Below are 21,089 nucleotides of genomic sequence, written 5' to 3'. Positions count from 1 at the left end.
GGGCCATGGATGACCAGAGATGCCCGTGCGGATCGGGGGATGTGCTCGGCGGATGCTGCGGCCCCCTGATCGACGGCTCTCCCGCTCCGACGGCCGAACGACTGATGCGGTCCCGCTACACGGCCTTCTCGCTCGGCGACACCGCGTATCTCCGCGCCTCCTGGCACGGCTCGACGCGACCCCCTGTGATGGATCTGGAGCCGGGACTGCGCTGGCGACGGCTCCTGATCATCGACCGCGTCGCCGGCGGCCCCTTCGACCGCGAGGGCATCGTCGAGTTCGAGGCGTTCTGGCAGCAGGGCGATGAGCGCGGATCACTCCGCGAACGCAGCCGTTTCGTGAGGGAGGGGCGGCGATGGCTGTACCTCGACGGAGAAGTGCAGTGAGAGACGTCGCACGCACCGACTAGATTTGAAGACGTGAACGCCAGCCCGGAACACCAGCGCATCCTGCTCGACGTCGCCGATCTCGATCGGCGCATCTCCCAGGCGGATCGTGCGCGCACGAAGCCGGTGCAGGGGCCGCGCATCACCGAACTCGTCGCCATCCGTCAGGAGCAGCTGCGGGAGCTGACCACGCTCACCGGAACCCGCGACGATGTGCGCGTCGAGCTGACTCGTCTCGAGTCCGACGTGAAGCTGGTCGAGCAGAGGCGCGCCCGCGACGCCGAGCGTCTCGCCGCCGCGACGAACTCCAAGGAGGCGCAGGCACTCGAGCACGAGCTCGACAGCCTCGCCAGGCGCCAGAGCAACCTCGAAGACGCCGAGCTCGATGTGATGGGTCGTGTCGAGGAGGCGGATGCCGCGGTCGCCGCCCAGCAGGCGCTGCTGGACGCCACGACGGCAGAGGGCTCGGCTCTCACCGCGCAGGCGAAGGCCGACGTGGCGGCGGCCACCGAACTCGGCGAGCAGCTGGCGCGCGATCGTGCCGCGATCACCGAGCAGATCCCCGCGGCACTGCTGGCCGACTATGCGCGGCGCGCGGCCAACAGCGCGGGCGCCGCCCTCCTGACTCGCGGCACCTGCGAAGGATGCCGCATCCTGCTGCCCGGCACCGACCTCAACGACATCCGTCGTGCGGCGGAGGACGCCGTCGTGTCGTGCCCGGAGTGCGGATGCATCCTGGTGCGCACCGAGGAATCCGGGCTGTGATCTCCGCGCCACGAGCGCCACGGCGGTGACCTCGCGGCGTCCCGCCGAGCGCAGGATCGCCCTGGTGGCGACGGGCTCCGGCCGATACGTCGCGGTCGAGATCGGCGACGATGACGTCGAGATCAGCAGGCACGAGCTCTCCGCGAGCGAGCTGCCCGGCTGGGTGGCCGCGCGCGAGGACGAGGCGACACCGAGATGGATCCTCCGCCACGCCAGGGAGATCTATCCGATGCTCCTCGACGCCGGGGTGTTCCTCACCCGCACGCATGACCTGCTGCTGTGCCACGCGATCCTCCGCGACACGGACACGGTGGCGCGTCCCCTGGCGCCGTCGGCGTCCTGGGTGCGCCGCGGACCCTCGGACGACGCACCTGCGCTGTTCGACGTGATGGAGCAACACCCCGCAGAAGACCCGGTCGCCGACGCGCTGGATCAGTACCGGGCGCAGCGTCGGGTCATCGCCGACGGCCGCGACGGGCGCCTCCTGCTGCTCTGCGCGGCGGAGTCGGCCGGCGGGCTCATCGCGGAGGAGATGCGCGCGGCAGGACTCCCGTGGAACGAGGACGTCCATCGGGGGATCCTTGCGGACACGCTGGGGACGCGACCCGTCGGGGGCGGTGTCCCGTCGCGCATGCTCGAGCTGGCCGACCGCGTCCGCGCGATCCTCGGCGACGCGACGCTGAACCTCGACAGCCAGCCGAAGCTCCTGCGCGCCCTGCACCGCGTGGGGGTGCAGGTCGAGTCGACGAACCGCTGGGAGCTCGCGCAGCACAGCCACGCCGTCGTCGAGCCTCTCCTCGCGTACAAGAAGCTCGCGCGTCTGCTCAGCGCCAACGGGTGGACGTGGCTGTCCGAGTGGGTCCACGACGGGCGCTTCCGACCGATCTACATCCCCGGCGGCGTCGTCACGGGACGGTGGGCGTCGGCCGGAGGGGGAGCGCTGCAGCTGCCGCGCATGCTCCGCACGGCGGTGCGCGCCGACGACGGGTGGATGCTCGTCGTCGCGGACGTCGCTCAGCTGGAGCCGCGGATGCTGGCCGCCATGGCCGGCGATCGGGCGATGGCGCGGGCGGCGCAGGGGAGCGACCTCTACGCGGGTGTCGTCGACTCCGGCGCCGTGGGGACGCGCGAAGAGGCGAAGTACGCCGTGCTCGGTGCGATGTACGGCGCGACGACGGGGGACAGCGGGCGACTGGTGCCGAGGCTCCGCAAGGTGTACCCGCGGGCGATGGCGCACGTCGACAAGGCGGCGAGGAAGGGCGAGGACGGCGGGGTCGTCTCGACCTGGCTCGGTCGCTCGTCGCCCCGCCCGTCGGATGAGTGGTCGCGCATGCAGGCCAGAGCGACGGACGCCGACGTCGATCAGACGGAGGTCGCCCTCGCCCGTCGGCGCGCCCGCGACTGGGGCCGTTTCACCCGCAACTTCGTGGTCCAGGGCACGGCTGCCGAGTGGTCGCTGATCTGGCTCGCGGAGATCAGGCATCGGCTGAGGGACTTTCCGGAGTCGGAGGCGCCGGCGTTCGCCTCGGGACCCTTCGCGCGGCATCCGCATCTGGCGTTCTTCCTGCACGACGAAGTGATCCTGCACGTGCCCGCCGAGCAGGCGGAGGCCGCAGCCCAGGCCGTGCGCGAGGCTGCAGCGGTGGCGACCACGCGACTCTTCGGAGGCTTCCCCATCGACGTGCCGCTCGATCTGCGGATCGCCGAATCCGCGGAGAAGTAGTCCCGGTAGACTGGACGGGCGAATGGGTCGACTGGACGGTCGCGTGGCGGGCAACCGCACCGAGGAACGTCCGGGCTCCTCAGGGCAGGACGGTGGGTAACGCCCACCCGGAGCAATCCGCGAGACAGTGCCACAGAGAGCAGACCGCCCCGCAAGGGGTAAGGGTGAAAGGGTGGTGTAAGAGACCACCGGGGGCCGTGGTGACACGGCCCGCCAGGTAAACCTCGTCCGGAGCAAGGTCAGACAGAGGATGTTGACGCGGCTCGCCGAGTCCTCGGGTAGACCGCTAGAGTGCCACGGCAACGTGTCGCCGAGAGAGATGGCCGTCGAAGGGGCGAAGAACCCCGGAACAGAACCCGGCGTACAGGTCGGCCCATTCGCACCCTGGACGCTGGTCTCTCCGCCGATCCCGCGGTAGCGTGCGTCTAGGTCACGCCGCACAGCCGCCACGTCGGCGCTTCTCGTCGCCTTGGCCGCGGTCGTTCTCGCCGGGTGCACGGTTCCGGTGCCGGAGTCCGCGGAGACGCCGGCCGCGGTCGAACCGTCGCCGGAACCGACGGTGGACCCTGCACTGATCGCCACGTCCGAGCCGGTCGACACCGGGTTCATCGACGGCGCCGAGGGAGAAGTCGTCTTCTACGAGGACGCACTCGTGGGCTACGAGGTCACCTATGGCGATTCGCTGGCCGCGATCGAGAAGCGTTTCGGCGTCGCCGGGCTGGCGTCCCTCAACAACATCACTCCGGAGTCGATCGCGCCGGGAGATCGCCTCCTTCTTCGGAAGGGCGCCACCATGCCCGATATCAGCGGATGCGTCGGGCGGTCGAAGCTGGGATTCCTGGAAGGCGGCGGAGTCGACGGACACTGGGTGTACTGGACCGGTCCCGATCTGATCGACCGCGGTCCGAGCGACACCGCCGACGGAACCGTGGCGAGGGATTCCGCCGGACGCATCGAGTCGTACACGGTCGCGCAAGGCGACGGCGAGTTCGCGATCGGCGACCGGTTCTGTCTCGAACCGTACTCGTTCGTGGAGTACAGCAACCTGGACTGGCCGCTCAAGACCGGCGACGTTCTGCAGCTGGCGGTGAATCCCTCCGACCTGTTCGTGGTGAAGCAGTAGCGGGTTCGGCACGACGAAGGCCCCGCTGGATTCAGCGGGGCCTTCGTGTGTCGTGTGGGTTGCGGGCTCAGTCGCCGGCGAGGGATGCCGCGCCGATGATGCCGGAGTTGTTGCGGTGGATCGCCGGGACGATCGGCGTCTTCAGCTCGAGCAGCGGGAGGAAGTCGCCGGCGTTCTTGGAGACGCCGCCGCCGACCACGAACAGGTCGGGGCTGAACAGGAACTCGATGTGCGAGTAGAAGGCCTGCAGCCGCTCCGCCCACTCGGACCAGCTCAGTCCTTCGCGCTCGCGTGCGGAGGTGGCGGCCCACTTCTCGACGGAGTCGTAGGTGCCGAAGTTCAGGTGTCCGAGTTCGGAGTTGGGGACGAGCACGCCGTCGTACAGGAACGCCGACCCGATGCCCGTGCCGAGGGTCGTGAGGAGCGTGAGGCCCTGGACGTCTCTGGCGGCGCCGTGGCGCGCTTCAGCGACGCCCGCGGCATCCGCGTCGTTCACGAACACGATGTTGCGACCGAGTCCGTCGCGGAAGAAGCGCTCGGCGTCGAAGTCGAGCCACTCCTTGGAGACGTTCGCCGCGGAGAGGGTCTTCCCGCGCTTGACGATGGCGGGGAAGGCCACGCCGAGCGGAAGGGTCGACTCGTGCACGTCGAGCGTCTTCAGGACCGTCTGCACGGCGACGAGGATGTCCTGCGGGGATGCGCCCTCGGGCGTGGGCACACGCACCCGGTCGGAAGCCATGGTTCCGTGTGAGAGGTCGACGAGTCCTGCCTTGATACCCGTGCCGCCGATATCGACGCCGATCGCTTTAGCCATGGTCGATAGCTTAGCGACCGGTGCCGTCGCCAGTAGGATCGATGACACCACGTGAAGAAGGGGATCGGCCATGACCAACGGCGATGAGAAGTACTGGTACAACCTGGAGACCGGTCAGGTCGAGTTCGGCATGATCTCGCCGTCCGCCGACCGCGTCGGACCGTTCGACACCGAGGCCGAGGCTGCGAACGCACCGGAGAAGCTCAAGGAGCGCTCGCGCGCCTGGGCCGAAGAGGAAGCCGCCGAGAACGGCTGGGACGCCGGCTCCGGCAAGGTCGCAGAGTAGCGATGGACAAGCAGCGGGATTTCGTCCTCCGGACGATCGAGGAACGCGGCGTCAAGTTCGTCAGGCTGTGGTTCACCGACGTGATCGGCACCCTGAAGTCCGTCGCGATCGCCCCGGCCGAGGTCGAGGGCGCCTTCGCCGAGGGAATCGGCTTTGACGGCTCGGCGATCGAGGGTCTCACCCGCAGCTATGAGTCGGATCTGCTCGCGCAGCCCGACCCGACGACCTTCCAGACCCTGCCGTGGCGCGGAGAGATCGATCCGACCGCGCGCATGTTCTGCGACATCACCACCCCGGACGGACGACCCGCGGTGTCCGACCCCCGGCACGTGCTCAAGCGCACCCTCGCGAAGGCGGCGGACGCCGGATTCACGTTCTACACGCACCCCGAGATCGAGTTCTACCTTCTGAAGTCCTCGTCCTTCGGCCCGGACGGTCCCGTTCCCGTCGACTCCGCCGGATACTTCGACAACGTGCCGGGCGGCACCGCGCACGACTTCCGTCGCCGTTCGGTGCGGATGCTGGAGGATCTCGGCATCTCGGTCGAGTTCAGCCACCACGAGGGCGGGCCCGGCCAGAACGAGATCGACCTGCGATACGCGGATGCGTTGACGATGGCCGACAACGTCATGACCTTCCGCACGGTCATCAAGGAGGTGGCCATCGAGCAGGGCGTCTACGCGACGTTCATGCCGAAGCCCCTCAGCGGCCAGCCCGGCAGTGGCATGCACACGCACATGTCGCTCTTCGAGGGCGAGCGTAACGCGTTCTACGAGGAGGGCGCGAAGTACCAGCTCTCCAAGACGGGACGCCACTTCATCGCCGGACTCCTCAAGCACGCCAACGAGATCGCTGCCGTCACGAACCAGTTCGTCAACTCGTACAAGCGGCTGTGGGGCGGAGACGAGGCTCCGAGCTTCGTCACCTGGGGCCACAACAACCGCTCCGCGCTCGTGCGCGTGCCGATGTACAAGCCGAACAAGGGCGGCTCCACCCGTGTGGAGTACCGCGCCCTCGACTCGGCGGCCAACCCCTACCTGGCGTACGCGCTCATGCTCGCCGCCGGCCTTAAGGGCATCGAGGAGGGCTACGAACTGCCGCCAGAGGCCGAGGACAACGTGTGGTCCCTCAGCGACGCCGAACGCCGCGCGCTGGGCTACTCGGCCCTTCCCGCGAGCCTCGACCACGCCCTGGAGTACATGGAGAACTCCGAGCTCGTCGCGGAGACACTGGGGGAGTCCGTCTTCAACTACGTGCTGCTGAACAAGCGCAAGGAGTGGGAGTCCTACCGCGGCCAGGTCACTCCGCTGGAGCTGAAGAACAACCTCGAGCTCCTCTGAGTCGCGCATGGCCCGTTCGGACGATTCCGTCTCGCTCTCCGCGCTGGCCAGGCTGGGCTTCGCCGAGCTCAGTGAGGCCGCGGCATCCCTCGCCGAGCTGTCGACCCTTCTCGGCATCGAGAGGGCGGAGCTGCTCGACGGAGCGGATGCGGCTGACCCCGACGCCGCCGTGCAGGGGATGCTCCATGTGGCCTGGCGCGACACCGTCGAACTGCGGGCGCTGCTGGGCGCACCGGAGACGCGGCGCCGCGCGTGGCAGGTGTTCGGCGCGTCTCAGGGCTTCGCCGACTTCTTCCGACGACACCCCGAGCAGCTCGACGTGCTGCGGACGTCGGTGCACGCGCTGCCCTCGGCGTCCGACCTCCGTGGGCTGCTTCTCGACGCCGTCGGCGCCGAGGACGGGTTCGCGGCGTCCGGAGACGACGCCGCGCTCGGGACTCTGCGCGTCGCGTACCGCCGCCACCTCGTGGCGATCGCGGCCTACGACCTCGGCCACCCCCGTCCCGTCGAGATCGTCGGAGACGTGGCAGCGGCTCTCGCCGACATCGCGGGGGCCGCTCTCGAGGCGTCACTCGCCATCGCGCGCACCCGGCTTGGAGTGACGTTGCGCACCGAGGACGTGGCGGCGACGCGACTGGCGATCATCGGTATGGGGAAGGCCGGAGCTCGCGAGCTGAACTACGTCAGCGACGTGGATGTGATCTTCGTCGGCGGCACGAAAGACGAGGATCTCGTCCCGGAGGCCAGGGCGATCGACATCGCGACGCGTCTCGCGCGCGAGACCATGCGAGGCCTCAGCGGGATCGAGGTCGAGCCCCCGCTCTGGGAGGTCGACGCGGCGCTCCGTCCCGAGGGCAAGCAGGGCGCGCTCGTGCGCTCCCTCGCCTCGCACCTGGCGTACTACGACCGATGGGCCAAGAGCTGGGAGTTCCAGGCCCTGCTGAAGGCGCGTCCCCTCGCCGGCGACGCCGAGCTGGGCGACGCGTACATCGAGGCCGTGCAGCCCAAGATCTGGTCGAGCGCGGCGCGGGAGAACTTCGTCGACAGCGTTCAGCGCATGCGCGAGCGCGTGATGGAGCACATCGATCCGGAGGATGCGCCGTATCAGCTCAAGCTGGGAGCCGGAGGCCTCCGAGACATCGAGTTCACCGTGCAGCTGCTGCAGCTGGTGCACGGGCTCACCGATCCGCGCATCCGCACGCGCGGCACGCTGGAGAGCATCGACGCACTGGTCGAGGGCGGCTACATCGGTCGAGCGGAGGCGGCGACGTTCGCCGATGACTACCGCGTGCTGCGGCTGATGGAGCACCGCCTGCAGCTGAGGGAGCTCAGCCGAACCCATCTGATGCCCCGCACTCCCGCGGGGCTCCGCGTGCTCGCCCGCAGCACCGGCCTCGCGGAGTCCGGAGACGGCGTGTGGGCGCGATGGGAGAGCGTGCGTCGCGAGGTGCGCGAGATCCACATCCGCCTCTTCTACCGCCCTCTGCTCTCCGCCGTCGCCGCCCTGCCGGAGGAGGAGCGCACGCTCTCGACGGCGCAGGCGCACGACCGCCTCGCCGCCATCGGCTTCCGTGACCCCGCCGGCGCGCTCCGCCACATCGGCGCGCTCACGACCGGCCTCAGCCGCAAGGCGACCATCCAACGGCACCTCATGCCGATCATGGTGCGGTGGTTCGCCGACGGCAGCGACCCCGACTACGCCCTGATCGCCTTCCGCCGGATCAGCGAGCGGCTCGGCGACACCCCGTGGTTCCTGCGGATGCTGCGCGACTCGTCCGGCGCTGCCGAGAGCCTCACGCGTCTGCTCTCCTCGTCGCGGTACGTGGGCGAGCTCATGGAGTGGATCCCCGAATCCGTCGCCTGGCTCGACAGCACGGAGCTGCTGCGACCGCGCAGCGGGGCCGCGCTCGACGAGGAGGCCAGGGCGATCCAGACGCGTCACGAGAGCGTCGTCGACGCGCTGCGCGCCGTGCGGGCTCTGCGCCGCAGAGAACTGCTCCGAACAGCGATGGGCGCCGTTCTCGACGTCCTCACGATCGAGGAGGTCGCGACCTCCCTCACGGAGATCACCGACGCCGCCATCCAGGCCGCCCTCAGGGCGGTGCAGCGCGAGATCGTTCCAGAGGAGGACGCGGCGCTCGACTTCGCCGTGATCGGCATGGGGCGTTTCGGCGGCGCGGAGCTCGGTTTCGGATCGGATGCCGACATCCTCTACGTGTACGACGCGAACGGCATCGACCCCGAACGCGCGCAGAAGCTCTCCACGCAGATCGTCGCCGGTCTCCGTGAGCATCTGACGGATCACCGGGTGCCGCTGGACCTCGACGCGGATCTTCGCCCTGAGGGGCGCAACGGCCCTGTGGTGCGCTCGATCGAGGCCTACGCCGAGTATTACCGGCGATGGTCGCTCTCGTGGGAGGCCCAGGCCCTGCTCCGGGCGCGCGGCGTCGCGGGGAGCGCCAAGCTGATCGCGAAGTTCACGAACCTCGCCGACAGCATCCGGTACCCGGAGGCGATCGACCTGCAGGGCACGCGTGAGATCAAGCGCATCAAGGCGCGGGTGGAGGGGGAGCGGCTGCCGCAGGGCGTCGACCCGCGGCGCCACCTCAAGCTCGGTCCCGGGACGCTCAGCGACGTCGAGTGGCTCGTGCAGCTGCTGCAGCTGCAGCATGCGCACGCCGTGCCCGCTCTGCGCACGACGTCGACCATCGCCGCGCTGGATGCGGCGGTGGATGCGGAGCTCGTGCCTGCGGCGTCAGCCGACCTGCTGCGCGCCGCGTGGCGCCTGTCCAGTCGGCTGCGTTCGGCGATCACCCTGTACACCGGGCAGACGAGCGACGTGCTGCCCGTCGAGCCGCGTCAGCTGGACGCACTGGGGATCCTGCTCGGCTATCCGGAGAGATCGGCCTCCGTGCTCGAAGACGACTATCTCGGCGTCACCCGACGGGCGAGGAAGGCCTTCGAGGCGCTCTTCTACGGGTGAGTCCGGTTTGCTATCCGGGCTCCACTCGCGCAGGCTGGCCCCATGACGATCTCGAAGCTCGGTGTGATCTGGAATCCCTCGAAGATCGATGAGGAGCGGCTACGCGCCGCTGTCTCGGAGAGCATCACCGCGGAGGTTGTGTGGTGGGAGACGAGCGAGGACGACCCGGGGCGCGGTATGGCGTCCTCCGCGATCGACGAGGGCTGCGACGTCGTCGTCGCGGTCGGCGGCGATGGTACGGTCCGAGCGGTCGCAGAGGTGCTCGCAGGCACCGAGGTGGCGCTGGGCATCGTCCCGCAGGGCACGGGGAATCTGCTCGCGCGGAACCTCGGTGTGCCACTCGACGACATCACCGCGGCGCTCGAGCGCGTGCAGGACGGCGAGCCCCGCAGCATCGACATCGGCTGGGTCGAGTTCGAGGGGGAGAAGCGCGCCTTCACCGTCATGGTCGGCTTCGGCGTCGATGCGCAGATGCTCGTGGAGACGAACGACGATCTGAAGGACCGTGCGGGCTGGCTCGCCTACGTCGAGGCGATGGGGCGGGCGCTGGCGGGCACGGAGATGACGGACATCACCCTCACGCTGGACGAGGGCGACGCCCAGGAGGTCCGTGGGCACACCATGATCATCGGCAACTGCGGCATGCTGCAGGGCGGCATCCGTCTGCTCCCGGATGCCGTGCTCGACGACGGGCAGCTGGATCTGCTGCTCGTGAGCGCCGACGGGGCGCTGCAGTGGCTCGATACCGTGAGGTCGGTCGTGTGGGACAACGGCATCCGGCGTCTCCTCGGCGGGGGCACGGAGGCGGTCAGCACGGAGTCGACTCGCCACGTGGCTGCGCAGACGATCTCGGTGACCCTGGATTCCCCTCAGCAGTTCGAGGTGGACGGCGAGGAGGTCGGCGAGGTCGCGTCCTTCGTCGCGACCGTGCAGCCGGGCGCTCTCATCGTGCGCTGACGGCGGGCGGGGTGGTCTTCCCGTCCTGAGCGGGGAAGAGCACCTTCTGGACGATGATGATGATGCTCGCCGCGACCGGGATCGCCACGAGGGCGCCGGCGATCCCGCCGAGGGCGCCGCCGGCGACCGCGGCGATCACGACCAGCGAGCCGGGGACGGCGACCGCCTTGCTCATGATGCGCGGGGAGAGGACATATGCCTCGATCTGCATGTAGATGAGGTAGTAGATGAAGGCGATGAGCGCCGTGACGGGGCTCACGACGAGGCAGATCAGCGAGTTGACGATGGACGCCGACAGCGTTCCGACGAGCGGGATCATCGATCCGATGAACGCGATCAGGGCCAGCAGGGCCGGCACCGGGGCGCCGATGATCGAGAGCACGATGAGGCTGAGGACGCCGTTCACCAGGGCGAGGCTCACCTGGCCGATGACGTAGCGGCCGACGGCGCCGGAGACGTCCTCGACGAGGCTGCTGAAGGTGTCGCGCTGGTAGGCGGGCACGAAGCGGGCGGCGACCTTCTTCATGCTGCGCAGGGAGGCCATGAAGTAGAGGGTCAGGATCAGCACGATCGTGACGCCGGTGAAGCCGCCGGCGATGCCGGTGCCGACGGCGAGCACGCCGCCGCCGATGTTGAGGAGGTTGCTGGGGTCCTTCACGAACTTGAGGACGGCGTCCGTCGCGTCCTGGAAGTTCGCGCCGAACTGGGCGGTGAGGTCCTTGTACCAGGCGGCGTGCTGGATGTCGCTCACCATTTTCGGACCGTTCTCGATCAGGTTGCTGATCTGGTCGACGAGGATCGGGACGATCGCCAGGATGATCCCCGCGAAGAGCAGCAGCACGATCGCGACGACGATCGCGACGGCGCCGGGGCGCGGAATGGAGAACCGCTTCTCGAGGAAGGTCACGATCGGATCGAGGCCGAGCGCGAGGAACACGGCGAACCCGATGTAGACGAGCACCGTTCCGAGCTGGGTGACGATGCCGCCCAGGGTCAGCGCGACGAGAACGCCGAGAGCCCCGAACAGGCCGAACACGAACGGGTTGATGCGCGAGATCGCGGCGGCGGCCGTCGTCGGTTGCGGCTGAGGGCGGGTGCCCTGGTACGGCTGCGCCGTGTTCGTCGTCTCAGGCGTGGTGATCGGTCGACGGCGTCGCATCGTGCCCCCAGGTGTCGGTTCGGAACTGTCAGTTGAGCAGGCGCGCGCTCCGGAGTCAAGCCGGTTGCGGCGGCGTCCGCCGCGGAGTGTCCGAGCCGCGTGGGAGAGTCTGGGCATGACCGCACTGCTGCTCCGTCCCTGGTCCGCGGAAGACCTCCCCCTCCTGACACAGGCGAACACTCCGACGATGACCGCCCACCTCAACGGACCGGAGAGTGAGCAGGAGCTCGTCGACCGGCACGCCCGCTATCTGCGGCTGGGGGAGTCGGGAGAGGCACGGATGTATGTCATCGAGGATGACGGTGTGCCGCTCGGGTCGATCGGCTGGTGGAACGTCGACTGGCGGGGCTCAGCGGCCCTGGAGACGGGATGGTTCGTCCTCCCCGAGGCGCAGGGGCGCGGGGCGGCATCGGAGGCTCTCGCGCTGCTCGTGGTCGATGCGCGCGAGCACCGCTCGGGGCGCCGGTTCCTCACCGCGTTCCCCGGCGCCGAGAACGCCGCGTCGAACGGCGTCTGCCGGCGCAACGGCTTCGCCCTCGTCGGGACGATCACCGAGACCTTCCGGGGCGGCGAGCTCGTCATGAACGAATGGATGCTGGACCTGGGCGCCGTCGACGACTAGTCATTGATCATTCGACAGGCTCGAGAGGCCGTCATCACAGCTCGCTCACGCGCTGCCGTGATGCGGACAGCTCCTCCGCTGCGCTCACGACGTCGGACGTCGCCGTATCCAGGAGCGCCTGAGCGGCCGAGGCATCCGTCGTCGCCTTGGCGAGTCGATCGCGCATCCGTGCGAGCTCCGTCTCGAGCTCCTCGATCTGCGCGGGCAGCCGAGCGGTCAGAGCCTCGGCGTCCCTCACCGCCCTCTGCGCTGCGTGCTGCTGCTGTTCGGCGTGAGCAAGAGCCTTCTCCGCGTCGCTGACCGCACGTTCCGCATCCCTCCGCATCCGTCGCGCTCGCACCTCATCGAGAGGAGGGGCGGAAGCGGGCGCGGCATCCGACACTCCGCCCGCGACGACCGACTCCAGATCCACCGGGGCGGAGGGTTCGAGCTCTCGGATCAGCCGACCGGAAGCGACGGCCACCGCTGCATCCGGATCGAAGAACGCCGCAGTGAGTGTCTGCCGCACCGCTTCGGAGGTGGCCGGCGTGATGCGCTCGCCCTGTGCCGACGCCAGTGAGGTCGCTTCCGCAGCCAGGCGCTGAGTGAGTGCGCGGCGTTCACGGCCGAGTGCCGCAAGCGTCGCAGCGTCGAGGTCGGCCTGCGCGTCGCGGAGCTCCTGCGCCAACTGCAGAGCCTCACCGAGTTGGGAGGGCCGCTCGCGGGCGAACAGGTTCACGACCCACGCCGACACCGACGGCTTCTTGAGCGCGCGTATCCGATCGCCCGTGTCGCGATCGGCGGCCGCTGCCGCGAACGCGTTCCGCGTCGCGACGAACTCGGCGGGTGGACCGGAGTACAGCGCGGCCGCCATCTCTGCGAAGTCGTGTGACGTCATCGAACGACGGGTGCGACGATCGGCGCGGCGCGGCGGATGTGGGCGGGCATCGATCGAGAGTACCGAGGAATCGGGGGTTCCGTCAGCCTGTTCTTCGGGACCCGGGCGCAGACGGATGTGCCCGCCCCGACGCAGGTCGGGACGGGCACATCGTGAACGTCGGACGATCAGACGCCGTAGTACAGCTCGAACTCGAACGGGTGCGGTCGCTGGGCCATCGGCAGGATCTCGTTCTCGTACTTGTAGGAGATCCAGGTCTCGATGAGCTCCTCGGTGAACACGCCGCCCTCGAGGAGGAAGGCGTGGTCCTCGCGCAGGGCCTCCAGCGAGTCGAGCAGCGAGTTCGGCACCTGCGGGATGTTCTTGGCCTCCTCGGGCGGGAGCTCGTAGAGGTCCTTGTCCACGGGCTCGTGCGGCTCGATGCGGTTCTTGATGCCGTCGAGGCCGGCCATGAGCTGCGCGGCGAAGGCGAGGTACGGGTTGCCGGAGGCGTCGGGCGCACGGAACTCGATGCGCTTCGCCTTCGGGTTGGAGCCCGTGATCGGGATGCGGATCGCGGCCGAGCGGTTTCCGGCCGAGTAGACCAGGTTGACCGGAGCCTCGAAGCCCTTGACCAGACGGTGGTAGCTGTTCAGGGTCGGGTTGGTGAAGGCGAGCAGCGCCGGAGCGTGCGCCAGGATGCCGCCGATGTACCAGCGCGCGATGTCGCTGAGCTGGCCGTAGCCGGCCTCGTCGTAGAAAAGCGGTTTTCCGTCGCTCCACAGCGACTGGTGGGTGTGCATGCCCGAGCCGTTGTCGCCGAAGAGCGGCTTCGGCATGAACGTCGCGGTCTTGCCCCACTGGTCCGCGGTGTTCTTGACGATGTACTTGAACTTCAGGATGTCGTCGGCCGCGTGCACCATGGTGTCGAAGCGGTAGTTGATCTCCTGCTGACCGGCGGTGCCCACCTCGTGGTGCGAGCGCTCGAGGATGAACCCGGCCTCGATGAGCTTGAGGGTGATGTCGTCGCGGAGGTCAGCCGTCTTGTCGACGGGGGAGACGGGGAAGTAGCCGCCCTTGTACGGCGTCTTGTTGCCGAGGTTGCCGCCCTCTTCCTCACGGCCGGTGTTCCACGCGGCCTCTTCGGAGTCGACCTTGTAGAAGCTCTCGCCCGCGGTGACGGAGTAGCGGACCTCGTCGAAGATGTAGAACTCGGCCTCGGGCGCGAAGAACGCCGTGTCGGCGATGCCGGTCGACGCGAGGTACTTCTCGGCGTTCTTGGCGACCTGACGCGGGTCCTTCGAGTAGATCTCTCCGGTGCGGGGGTTGTAGATGTCGAAGACCATGACGAGCGTGCTCGCCTCGCGGAACGGGTCGACATAGGCGGTCGTGACGTCAGGGATGAGCTGCATGTCGGACTCGTGGATGCTCGCGAAGCCGCGGATCGAGGAACCGTCGAACAGCTGGCCGTTGACGAAGAAGTCCTCGTCCACCGTGGATGCCGGGATGTTGAAGTGCTGCTGCACACCGGGGAGATCGGTGAAACGGATGTCAAGGAACTTGACGTCGTTCTCCGTGATGTAGCTCAGTACCTCGGACGAATCTTTGAACATGTACGACTCCTGTAATGCGGATCGATGGCTTCACGGCCATTCTGCACAGTACGGCTGGAGGATTTCTCCGGGGTGTCCGCTTTGTTTCGAGCTTGTTACGGCGAAGGCATCCGCGGACGCTGGGTAGGCTGGACAAGTGACGGATGCTGTGAACTCGTACCCCGGTGAACGACTCGGTCTTCCGGAGCAAGGTCCCGGGAGCATCGCCCGCCCCGGCCGGCGGATCGGCGCGCTGCTGATCGACTACGCGGCGGCGAGCATCATCGCGACGGCGTTCTTCGGATTCAACCAGTTCGCGCTGCCCTCGGAGGCCGGTCTCAGCCAGTTCGCGCCCATGGCCGTGTTCGCGGTGATGCAGATCCTCTTCATCCCCACCGCTGGCGGCAGCCCGGGGCACCGCATTCTCGGCATGCGCGTGGTTCCCTTCGCCGGCCCCGGCTGGGTCGGCCTGTGGCGCCCCGTCGTCCGCACGCTCCTGCTGGTCATCGTCATCCCCGCGGTGGTGTGGGACGCCGATCAGCGGGGGCTTCACGACAAGGCGTCGGGGCTGATGCTCATCCGCGCCTGACGCGGCTCACTCCTTGCCGCGGTTGCGGCGGCGCGCCTCTCGAGGCGCGCGTCCGCCCACGAAGGATCGGGCGGGATCGACGACGTACCCCTGACGCAGCGCCTCGCGGCCGATGAGCATCCGGAACCCCATCTCGTCGCGGTTGCTCAGCGTGACCTCGGCGAGGACCTCGCGGTCGTGCAGGCGGATGAGCAGCTCGACGACGAAACGCTCCTGAGCGTGGCCAGAGGAGCTGCGGACGGCACGCCGATCGTGCACGGGGCACTCCACGTCGACGGTGTCCTCCTGGCTGTCCTGCCAGGGCTTGACGCGGAATCGCACCCACTCCTCGCCGTCGCGCTCGAACTCGCGGATCTCGAAAGCGTGCAGCGATGAGGTGCGCGCGCCCGTGTCGATCTTGGCTTTCAACCAGTCGACGCCGAGATCGGGCAGGCTCACCCATTCTCGCCACCCGATAAGAGTGTTTGAATGGGATGTCTTACTCACCCGATACATCCTGGCAGGAAAACTTCGTGAAGATCGCTGTGCTCTCCCGTGCGCCGCAGGCGTACTCAACCCAACGACTCCGTGCAGCGGCACTCCAGCGCGGGCACAACGTCAAGGTGTTGAACACGCTGCGCTTCGCGATAGACCTCACGGCCGATGAACCGGACCTGCACTATCGGGGGCGTCAGCTCAGCGACTACGACGCGATCCTGCCGCGCATCGGCAACTCGATCACGTACTTCGGCACCGCCGTGGTGCGCCAGTTCGAGCAGATGGACGTGTACACGCCGAACACGGCGAACGGCATCTCCAGTGCGCGCGACAAGCTCCGCGCGAACCAGATCCTGTCGCGCCACAACATCGCGATGCCGCCGACCGCTTTCGTCCGCAATCGCGCCGACGTGCGTCCGGCGATCGAACGCGTGGGGGGCGCCCCCGTCGTGATCAAGCTCCTCGAGGGCACGCAGGGCATCGGGGTCATCCTCGCTCCGCAGGTCAAGGTCGCCGAGGCGATCATCGAGACCCTGCACTCGACGAAGCAGAACGTGCTGATCCAGAAGTTCATCTCGGAGAGCCGTGGCAAGGACATCCGCGCCCTCGTCGTGGGCGACCGCGTCGTGGCGGCCATGCGACGCTCGGCGGCCGGCGACGAGTTCCGGTCGAACGTGCACCGGGGCGGCTCAGTGGAGGCCATCGAGCTCGACCCCGTGTACGAGCGCGCCGCGGTGCGCTCGGCGCAGATCATGGGCCTGCGCGTCGCCGGAGTCGACATGCTGGAGGGCGAGGACGGCCCGCTCGTCATGGAGGTGAACTCCTCTCCGGGGCTCCAGGGCATCGAGACCGCCACAAAGCTCGACGTCGCCGGTGCGATCATCGACTATATCGCCGGGCAGGTCGCCTTCCCTGAGATCGACGTGCGGCAGCGGCTCACCGTCTCGACCGGCTACGGAGTGGCGGAGCTCATGGTCCACGGGGCCGTCGATCTCGTCGGGAAGACGCTCGGTGAAGCGGGGCTGTGGGAGCGCGACATCACCGTGCTCACGCTGCACAGGGGCGTCAGCGTCATCCCCAACCCGCGCAAGCACGTGATCCTCGAGGCCGACGATCGACTCTTCTGCTTCGGCAAGCTCGATGAGATGCGCTCCATGATCCCTGAGCGACGTCGGCGCCGTGCGAAGGTGCGTCGTCTGCCCCGTCAGCCGCTCTCCGAGTGAACGACGAAGCGCGGCCGTCCTCCTGACGAGGTGCGGCCGCGCTTCTTCGTGTGCGGGGCGTTCGATCAGCGCGGACGCTGCGAACGGACCTTGGTGGGGTCGATGCCCTTCGGGATCGGCAGCGAGGAGAGCGACTGGGAGACCGAGTCGATGCGGCGGATGACCGCGCCCATCGTCGCCTTGTCGATGGCCTTCGGAAGCTTCTTGATGGTCTTCGCCAGGTCGGCGATCGTGACGTCGTCGTCGCCATGGCCGACGTAGAGCACCGTGACGGGGACGCCGTGCGCGACGCGCTCCGCCTTGCTGCGCTCATCGTTGACCAGGCGGGTGAGGCGTCCGCGAGAACCCTCACCGACGACCACGACGCCGCCGCGGCCGACCGTGCGGTACACGGCATCCTGCGTCTTCGGGTTGATGCCCACCGGCGTCTCGGAGGCCTGCCAGTTGCGGCCGAGGCTCGTGCTCAGCACATGACCCGTCGCGCCGGGCATGCCGTCGATCTTCTGGTACATGGCGGACGTCGACAGGCGCGTCATGAGGAACATCGCACCGAGGATGCCGAGCATGAGACCGGAGATGCCCCACAGGACCAGCGTCCAGATCTGGAACGGCGGGATGACGTATCCGGCGATCAGTCCGACGAGGACGCCGGCGACGAGGATGGCGATCTGCGCCCACGGAAGCCAGGGATAGATCTCACGGGTGAACTTGAAGAGGGACCTGATCTGGGAGAAGAACCCAGGACGCTTCTCAGGTGCGGACGCGCGGTTTGCCATGGGTATCAGCCTACCGATTCCCCGGTGCGTCCGATGTCCCGTTCGCGCCGGGCGGATTCCACTCTTCGTCCACAGCGGTTGATTCGCGACGGATCCATCCACATCACCCGCTTTCGCCACCACGGCGCAGGCGGATGCGCTGTCATGGTCGCATGGTGAGGGAGATGAACGCGACGACCGGGCTGGTGCCCGGTGCGCACCGCGCGATCAGGGTGCTCGATGCGGACGAGGGGCCGTTCCGGGGCACGCTGGTCGCAGACGGCGATGGGGTCGCCGTCTGCGCGGATGCTGCCGCGTTCAGCGGGTGGGCCGGGTGGATGCTCGCGGGGAGCGATCATGTGGCCGGTCCGCTCGACCTCGTGCGTCGTGCCGACGGGCACGACGTGCTGCTGCCGTGGTGCACGGAGCGGATCTCGGCGTTTCTGGGGCGCCGAGCCGCTGCGGGGTCCACGCTCGCCCCTGGGGAGGTGAGCACCCTCGTGGCGAGTCTGCTGCGGGGCGTGGCGGAGTGCGGGGAGAAGATTGCCGAGGGGAGCGGCACCTGGTGGATCACGGACGGAGGCCGGCCGATGTTCGTGATCGGGGAGGGCGAAGACGTGCGGATCGCGACCGCGCGGATCGTCGAGTTGGTGCAGCGGGAATGCACCGACCGGGCGCTGGGGCGGCTGCTCTCCTCCGTGCAGGGTGGGCTCACGGAGGGGAGCAGCAGGCCGCGGATGCTGCCTCAGCACCTCACGCGATGGGAGGCGGAGCTGTTCGAGCTCGCGGCGCCGAAGGCGCTCGACCGGGAAGTCCTGGCGCCAGAGAGGGTTCGCGACATCGAGATGCTCCGCGACGAGGACCCCCGCGCGCAGGTATGGAGTCGGCGGGAACTGCGACGCGCCTCTGACGAGGGCGATGTGTCCAGGGGAGTAGGACGCGCCGTCCGCTCAGCTCTGGTGGGATGGGGGCGGGCTGCTTCCGGGACGATGGCCGCCCTGCTTCTCCGCCTACGACCTGACTCCGGTCGGGGTGTTGCGCGGGTGACAGGCGCTGGCTTGCGGAGCCGCATCGGTCAGAAACAGCGTGACGACGGACGGAGTGACAAACGTCGGGAGGGCGACGGCGGACGGGTGCCGAGGCCCCACCGGCGCCGAGCGCAGATGATCGCCGGTGTCGCCGCTGTGGCAGCCCTGGCCGTGGGGTTGCTGTGGCCCACCGATGGCGCAGAGACGGTCGGTGCTGTGACACCGGAGACGCGGGCGTCCACTCCGCCGGAGTCTCCGGCTGCGACACCTGGTGCACGTCCGCACAGCGCGCCGGAGTCGCCGGGCCCAGATGAGGATCCGCTGGCGTCGGGTCCCGTGCTTCTCGACACGATCTCGCAGTGCCTCGCCGAGGCCGATACCGCGTGCACGGAGGCGGTGGCCGAAGGCTCAGCCGGTGTCGTCGATGCGCTGGCGGACGCGCTGCGGGGTGATGGGCGACCGGAACTCGCGCTGGTGGACGAGTACGGCGACGTCGCAGTGGTGCGGATGTCAGCGGTCGCAGGGGAGGGCGGCGGCTCTCCCTCCGAGGGCGAGCGGATGCTCGTGCTCGTGCGCCTTAACGAGCACTGGCTGGTCCGCGACGTGTACGACGTCGCGGACCAGCCAGGGTGACGCTGTGATCAGGCTCCGAGGTCTGCCGCGAAGTTCGCCGCCTCGAGGCGGGCCTTGACCGCACCGAGGAAGCGAGCTGCGTCGGCGCCGTCGATGATCCGGTGGTCGTACGAGAGCGCGAGGTACACGTACGAACGGACGGCGATCGCATCGGCGCCGCCCACCTTCACGAGACCGGGGCGCTTGACGACGGTTCCGGTGCCGAGGATCGCGGACTGCGGCAGGAAGACCACCGGAGTGTCGAACAGCGCGCCGCGCGAACCGGTGTTGGTCAGCGTGAACGTGCCGCCGGCGAGCTCGTCGGGCTTCAGCTTGTTGTCGCGAGTGCGAGCAGCGAGGTCGGCGATCTCATGAGCGATCTGAGCGATGTTCTTCGACGCCGCGTCGCGCAGGACGGGAGTCAGCAGGCCGCGCTCGGTGTCGACCGCGATCGACAGGTTCTCGGTCGCCGGGTAGACGATCTGGTCGCCGTCGACCGTGGAGTTCACGATCGGGAAGGCGCGCAGAGCCTCGGCGGCGGCCAGGGCGAAGAACGGCAGGAAGGACAGCTTGTCGCCGGTCTTCTGCAGGAACGATCCCTTGACGCTGTCCCGGTAGTCGGCGAGGGCCGTGACATCGACCTCGACAACCGTCGTCAGCTGGGCCGTCTGCTGCATCGAAGCGACAGCGCGCTCCGCGAGCACCTTGCGCAGACGCGACATCGGCTGCGTCGTACCGCGCAGCGGCGACACCTCGAGAGGAGCAGGAGCCGGAGCAGCGGGTGCGGCCGCGGCGGGCGCGGTGGCCGCGGCCTCGGCGGCCTTGAGCACGTCCTCCTTGCGGATGCGTCCTCCGACACCGGTGCCGGCGACGGTCGCGAGGTCGACACCCTGCTGCGAAGCGAGACGGCGCACGAGCGGCGTCACGTAGACGTTGTCGTTCTCCGCAGCGGCCGGGGCCGGTGCGGCGGCGGGTGCCGGTGCGGCAGCAGGCGCCGGGGCAGCTGCGGGAGCGGGAGCGGGAGCGGGAGCAGGAGCGGCGGCGGGTGCCGGTGCGGCAGCGGGTGCAGGAGCAGCAGCAGCAGCCGGAGCCGCTGCAGGTGCCGGAGCAGCGGGCGCCGCGGCGGCGGGTGCTGCACCGGAGCCGACACGCGCGAGCACGGCGCCGACGGCGACGGTCTCGTCTTCACCGGCGACGATCTCCTGCAGGACGCCGGCGACCGGCGACGGGATCTCGGTGTCGACTTTGTCGGTCGAGATCTCGAGCAGGGCCTCATCGACCGCGACGGTGTCGCCGACCTGCTTCAGCCAGCGGGTGACGGTGCCCTCGGTGACGCTCTCGCCCAGTTCAGGGAGGACGATGTCGGTGGCGTCGCCAGCCGGTGCGGCAGGGGCCGCGGGTGCGGACGCAGCGGGCGCGGCCTCGGCCTGTGCACCGACGCTGGGGTCGGCCGGCTCGGGGGTCGCCTCTGCCGCAGGGGCCGCGGCTGCCGGAGCATCCGCGGTCGGTGCCGCGCCGCTGCCGTCGCCGATGCGCGCGAGAAGCGCGCCGACCTCGACGGTCTCGTCCTCGGCGACGAGGATCTCCTCGATCACGCCGGTGACAGGGGAGGGGATCTCGGTGTCGACCTTGTCGGTCGAGATCTCGAGCAGGCCCTCATCCGCCTGCACCGTGTCACCGACCTGCTTCAGCCAGCGGGTGACCGTACCCTCTGTGACGCTCTCACCGAGAGCGGGGAGGATCACGGATGTGCTCATGACGGAGTCTCCTTCAGGAAGTTGTATGACGCTTGTCTAGCT

General features: G+C 68.9%; 19 protein-coding genes and 1 other RNA gene. 13 read left to right on the top strand and 7 right to left on the bottom strand.

Going from position 1 to position 21,089, the window contains the following annotated elements; all coding sequences use genetic code 11:
- The first annotated feature begins 5 nt into the window (after nucleotides 1-5).
- The 5 genes from ACFY5A_RS15280 to ACFY5A_RS15260 all read left to right on the top strand — a co-directional run bounded on the left by ACFY5A_RS15280 (nucleotide 6) and on the right by ACFY5A_RS15260 (nucleotide 3,997).
- Nucleotides 6-386 (top strand): YchJ family metal-binding protein, encoded by a 381-nt coding sequence (locus ACFY5A_RS15280; protein ID WP_341942047.1) that lies wholly within the window; start codon nucleotides 6-8, stop codon nucleotides 384-386.
- A gap of 33 nt (nucleotides 387-419) precedes the next feature.
- Entirely contained in the window at nucleotides 420-1,151 is a 732-nt protein-coding gene (locus ACFY5A_RS15275; protein WP_105673035.1) for a zinc ribbon domain-containing protein, read from the top strand.
- A gap of 25 nt (nucleotides 1,152-1,176) precedes the next feature.
- Entirely contained in the window at nucleotides 1,177-2,874 is a 1,698-nt protein-coding gene (locus tag ACFY5A_RS15270) for a bifunctional 3'-5' exonuclease/DNA polymerase (RefSeq protein WP_387235260.1), read from the top strand.
- Nucleotides 2,875-2,897: 23 nt separating this feature from the next.
- Nucleotides 2,898-3,254: RNase P RNA component class A (rnpB, locus tag ACFY5A_RS15265), an RNA gene on the top strand.
- Between the two features lie 179 nt (nucleotides 3,255-3,433).
- Nucleotides 3,434-3,997 carry a LysM peptidoglycan-binding domain-containing protein gene (locus tag ACFY5A_RS15260; protein WP_387235257.1) on the top strand — a complete coding sequence of 188 codons (564 nt, stop codon included), beginning with the start codon at nucleotides 3,434-3,436 and terminating at the stop codon, nucleotides 3,995-3,997.
- Between the two features lie 67 nt (nucleotides 3,998-4,064).
- On the opposite strand, the gene ppgK is transcribed toward ACFY5A_RS15260, so the two are convergent.
- A complete protein-coding gene (ppgK, locus tag ACFY5A_RS15255; protein WP_387235254.1) occupies nucleotides 4,065-4,811 on the bottom strand; it encodes a polyphosphate--glucose phosphotransferase in 747 nt (248 codons plus the stop codon).
- 70 nt (nucleotides 4,812-4,881) lie between these two features.
- Between ppgK and ACFY5A_RS15250 the strand changes: the two genes are divergently transcribed.
- From ACFY5A_RS15250 to ACFY5A_RS15235, 4 genes are read left to right on the top strand one after another with little or no spacing between them, the layout of a single operon-like run.
- Entirely contained in the window at nucleotides 4,882-5,097 is a 216-nt protein-coding gene (locus tag ACFY5A_RS15250) for an SPOR domain-containing protein (RefSeq protein ID WP_341942050.1), read from the top strand.
- A gap of 2 nt (nucleotides 5,098-5,099) precedes the next feature.
- Nucleotides 5,100-6,437, top strand: coding sequence for a type I glutamate--ammonia ligase (glnA, locus tag ACFY5A_RS15245; RefSeq protein WP_387235251.1), 1,338 nt, complete (start codon nucleotides 5,100-5,102; stop codon nucleotides 6,435-6,437).
- A gap of 7 nt (nucleotides 6,438-6,444) precedes the next feature.
- Complete coding sequence (locus ACFY5A_RS15240) at nucleotides 6,445-9,420, top strand: bifunctional [glutamine synthetase] adenylyltransferase/[glutamine synthetase]-adenylyl-L-tyrosine phosphorylase (protein ID WP_341942052.1); 2,976 nt, start codon at nucleotides 6,445-6,447, stop codon at nucleotides 9,418-9,420.
- A 42-nt stretch (nucleotides 9,421-9,462) separates the two neighbouring features.
- A complete protein-coding gene (locus ACFY5A_RS15235; protein ID WP_341942053.1) occupies nucleotides 9,463-10,377 on the top strand; it encodes a diacylglycerol kinase family protein in 915 nt (304 codons plus the stop codon).
- Here the strand turns inward: ACFY5A_RS15235 and ACFY5A_RS15230 are convergent.
- Nucleotides 10,364-11,536, bottom strand: a complete 1,173-nt coding sequence (locus ACFY5A_RS15230; protein ID WP_341942054.1) for an AI-2E family transporter — start codon at nucleotides 11,534-11,536, stop codon at nucleotides 10,364-10,366. The genes ACFY5A_RS15235 and ACFY5A_RS15230 overlap by 14 nt on opposite strands.
- Before the next feature lie 115 nt (nucleotides 11,537-11,651).
- Between ACFY5A_RS15230 and ACFY5A_RS15225 the strand changes: the two genes are divergently transcribed.
- Nucleotides 11,652-12,158 (top strand): GNAT family N-acetyltransferase, encoded by a 507-nt coding sequence (locus ACFY5A_RS15225; RefSeq protein ID WP_387235247.1) that lies wholly within the window; start codon nucleotides 11,652-11,654, stop codon nucleotides 12,156-12,158.
- A gap of 34 nt (nucleotides 12,159-12,192) precedes the next feature.
- On the opposite strand, the gene ACFY5A_RS15220 is transcribed toward ACFY5A_RS15225, so the two are convergent.
- Nucleotides 12,193-13,035: a transposase gene (locus ACFY5A_RS15220; RefSeq protein WP_387235244.1), complete on the bottom strand. Its 843-nt coding sequence runs from the start codon at nucleotides 13,033-13,035 to the stop codon at nucleotides 12,193-12,195.
- A 167-nt stretch (nucleotides 13,036-13,202) separates the two neighbouring features.
- Complete coding sequence (gene glnA / locus ACFY5A_RS15215) at nucleotides 13,203-14,627, bottom strand: type I glutamate--ammonia ligase (protein WP_105673045.1); 1,425 nt, start codon at nucleotides 14,625-14,627, stop codon at nucleotides 13,203-13,205.
- A 136-nt stretch (nucleotides 14,628-14,763) separates the two neighbouring features.
- Here glnA (ACFY5A_RS15215) and ACFY5A_RS15210 point away from each other — a divergent pair, with 136 nt between their 5' ends.
- A complete protein-coding gene (locus tag ACFY5A_RS15210) occupies nucleotides 14,764-15,195 on the top strand; it encodes an RDD family protein (protein WP_223586358.1) in 432 nt (143 codons plus the stop codon).
- Between the two features lie 6 nt (nucleotides 15,196-15,201).
- Here the strand turns inward: ACFY5A_RS15210 and ACFY5A_RS15205 are convergent, their stop codons facing one another.
- On the bottom strand, nucleotides 15,202-15,690 hold the full coding sequence (locus ACFY5A_RS15205; protein WP_387235241.1) for an ATP-dependent zinc protease: 489 nt from the start codon (nucleotides 15,688-15,690) through the stop codon (nucleotides 15,202-15,204).
- A gap of 17 nt (nucleotides 15,691-15,707) precedes the next feature.
- Here ACFY5A_RS15205 and ACFY5A_RS15200 point away from each other — a divergent pair, with 17 nt between their 5' ends.
- Nucleotides 15,708-16,895, top strand: coding sequence for a RimK family alpha-L-glutamate ligase (locus tag ACFY5A_RS15200; protein WP_105673048.1), 1,188 nt, complete (start codon nucleotides 15,708-15,710; stop codon nucleotides 16,893-16,895).
- A 65-nt stretch (nucleotides 16,896-16,960) separates the two neighbouring features.
- On the opposite strand, the gene ACFY5A_RS15195 is transcribed toward ACFY5A_RS15200, so the two are convergent.
- Complete coding sequence (locus ACFY5A_RS15195) at nucleotides 16,961-17,671, bottom strand: DUF4191 family protein (protein WP_105673049.1); 711 nt, start codon at nucleotides 17,669-17,671, stop codon at nucleotides 16,961-16,963.
- A 164-nt stretch (nucleotides 17,672-17,835) separates the two neighbouring features.
- Here ACFY5A_RS15195 and ACFY5A_RS15190 point away from each other — a divergent pair, with 164 nt between their 5' ends.
- Nucleotides 17,836-19,311 (top strand): hypothetical protein, encoded by a 1,476-nt coding sequence (locus ACFY5A_RS15190; protein WP_387235238.1) that lies wholly within the window; start codon nucleotides 17,836-17,838, stop codon nucleotides 19,309-19,311.
- A gap of 8 nt (nucleotides 19,312-19,319) precedes the next feature.
- Here ACFY5A_RS15190 and sucB read toward each other — a convergent pair whose 3' ends face one another.
- Nucleotides 19,320-21,047: a 2-oxoglutarate dehydrogenase, E2 component, dihydrolipoamide succinyltransferase gene (gene sucB / locus ACFY5A_RS15185; protein ID WP_387235235.1), complete on the bottom strand. Its 1,728-nt coding sequence runs from the start codon at nucleotides 21,045-21,047 to the stop codon at nucleotides 19,320-19,322.
- Nucleotides 21,048-21,089 lie beyond the last annotated feature (42 nt).

The organism is Microbacterium sp. NPDC012755, from assembly GCF_042901325.1.
Lineage (GTDB): Bacteria > Actinomycetota > Actinomycetes > Actinomycetales > Microbacteriaceae > Microbacterium > Microbacterium natoriense.
The sequence above is the reverse complement of the archived record's forward strand: the minus strand, read 5'-3'. Positions and strand labels throughout refer to the sequence as shown.

Excerpts from the sequence above, each read along its gene's own strand:
- ACFY5A_RS15250 (WP_341942050.1), top strand. The coding sequence starts at position 4,882 with ATGACCAACGGCGATGAGAAGTACTGGTACAACCTGGAGACCGGTCAG.
- ACFY5A_RS15205 (WP_387235241.1), bottom strand. The coding sequence starts at position 15,690 with ATGTATCGGGTGAGTAAGACATCCCATTCAAACACTCTTATCGGGTGG.
- ACFY5A_RS15240 (WP_341942052.1), top strand. The coding sequence starts at position 6,445 with ATGGCCCGTTCGGACGATTCCGTCTCGCTCTCCGCGCTGGCCAGGCTG.
- ACFY5A_RS15225 (WP_387235247.1), top strand. The coding sequence starts at position 11,652 with ATGACCGCACTGCTGCTCCGTCCCTGGTCCGCGGAAGACCTCCCCCTC.
- ACFY5A_RS15190 (WP_387235238.1), top strand. The coding sequence starts at position 17,836 with ATGAACGCGACGACCGGGCTGGTGCCCGGTGCGCACCGCGCGATCAGG.
- ACFY5A_RS15195 (WP_105673049.1), bottom strand. The coding sequence starts at position 17,671 with ATGGCAAACCGCGCGTCCGCACCTGAGAAGCGTCCTGGGTTCTTCTCC.
- glnA (WP_105673045.1), bottom strand. The coding sequence starts at position 14,627 with ATGTTCAAAGATTCGTCCGAGGTACTGAGCTACATCACGGAGAACGAC.
- glnA (WP_387235251.1), top strand. The coding sequence starts at position 5,100 with ATGGACAAGCAGCGGGATTTCGTCCTCCGGACGATCGAGGAACGCGGC.
- sucB (WP_387235235.1), bottom strand. The coding sequence starts at position 21,047 with ATGAGCACATCCGTGATCCTCCCCGCTCTCGGTGAGAGCGTCACAGAG.
- ACFY5A_RS15220 (WP_387235244.1), bottom strand. The coding sequence starts at position 13,035 with ATGACGTCACACGACTTCGCAGAGATGGCGGCCGCGCTGTACTCCGGT.
- ACFY5A_RS15235 (WP_341942053.1), top strand. The coding sequence starts at position 9,463 with ATGACGATCTCGAAGCTCGGTGTGATCTGGAATCCCTCGAAGATCGAT.
- ACFY5A_RS15230 (WP_341942054.1), bottom strand. The coding sequence starts at position 11,536 with ATGCGACGCCGTCGACCGATCACCACGCCTGAGACGACGAACACGGCG.
- ppgK (WP_387235254.1), bottom strand. The coding sequence starts at position 4,811 with ATGGCTAAAGCGATCGGCGTCGATATCGGCGGCACGGGTATCAAGGCA.
- ACFY5A_RS15280 (WP_341942047.1), top strand. The coding sequence starts at position 6 with ATGGATGACCAGAGATGCCCGTGCGGATCGGGGGATGTGCTCGGCGGA.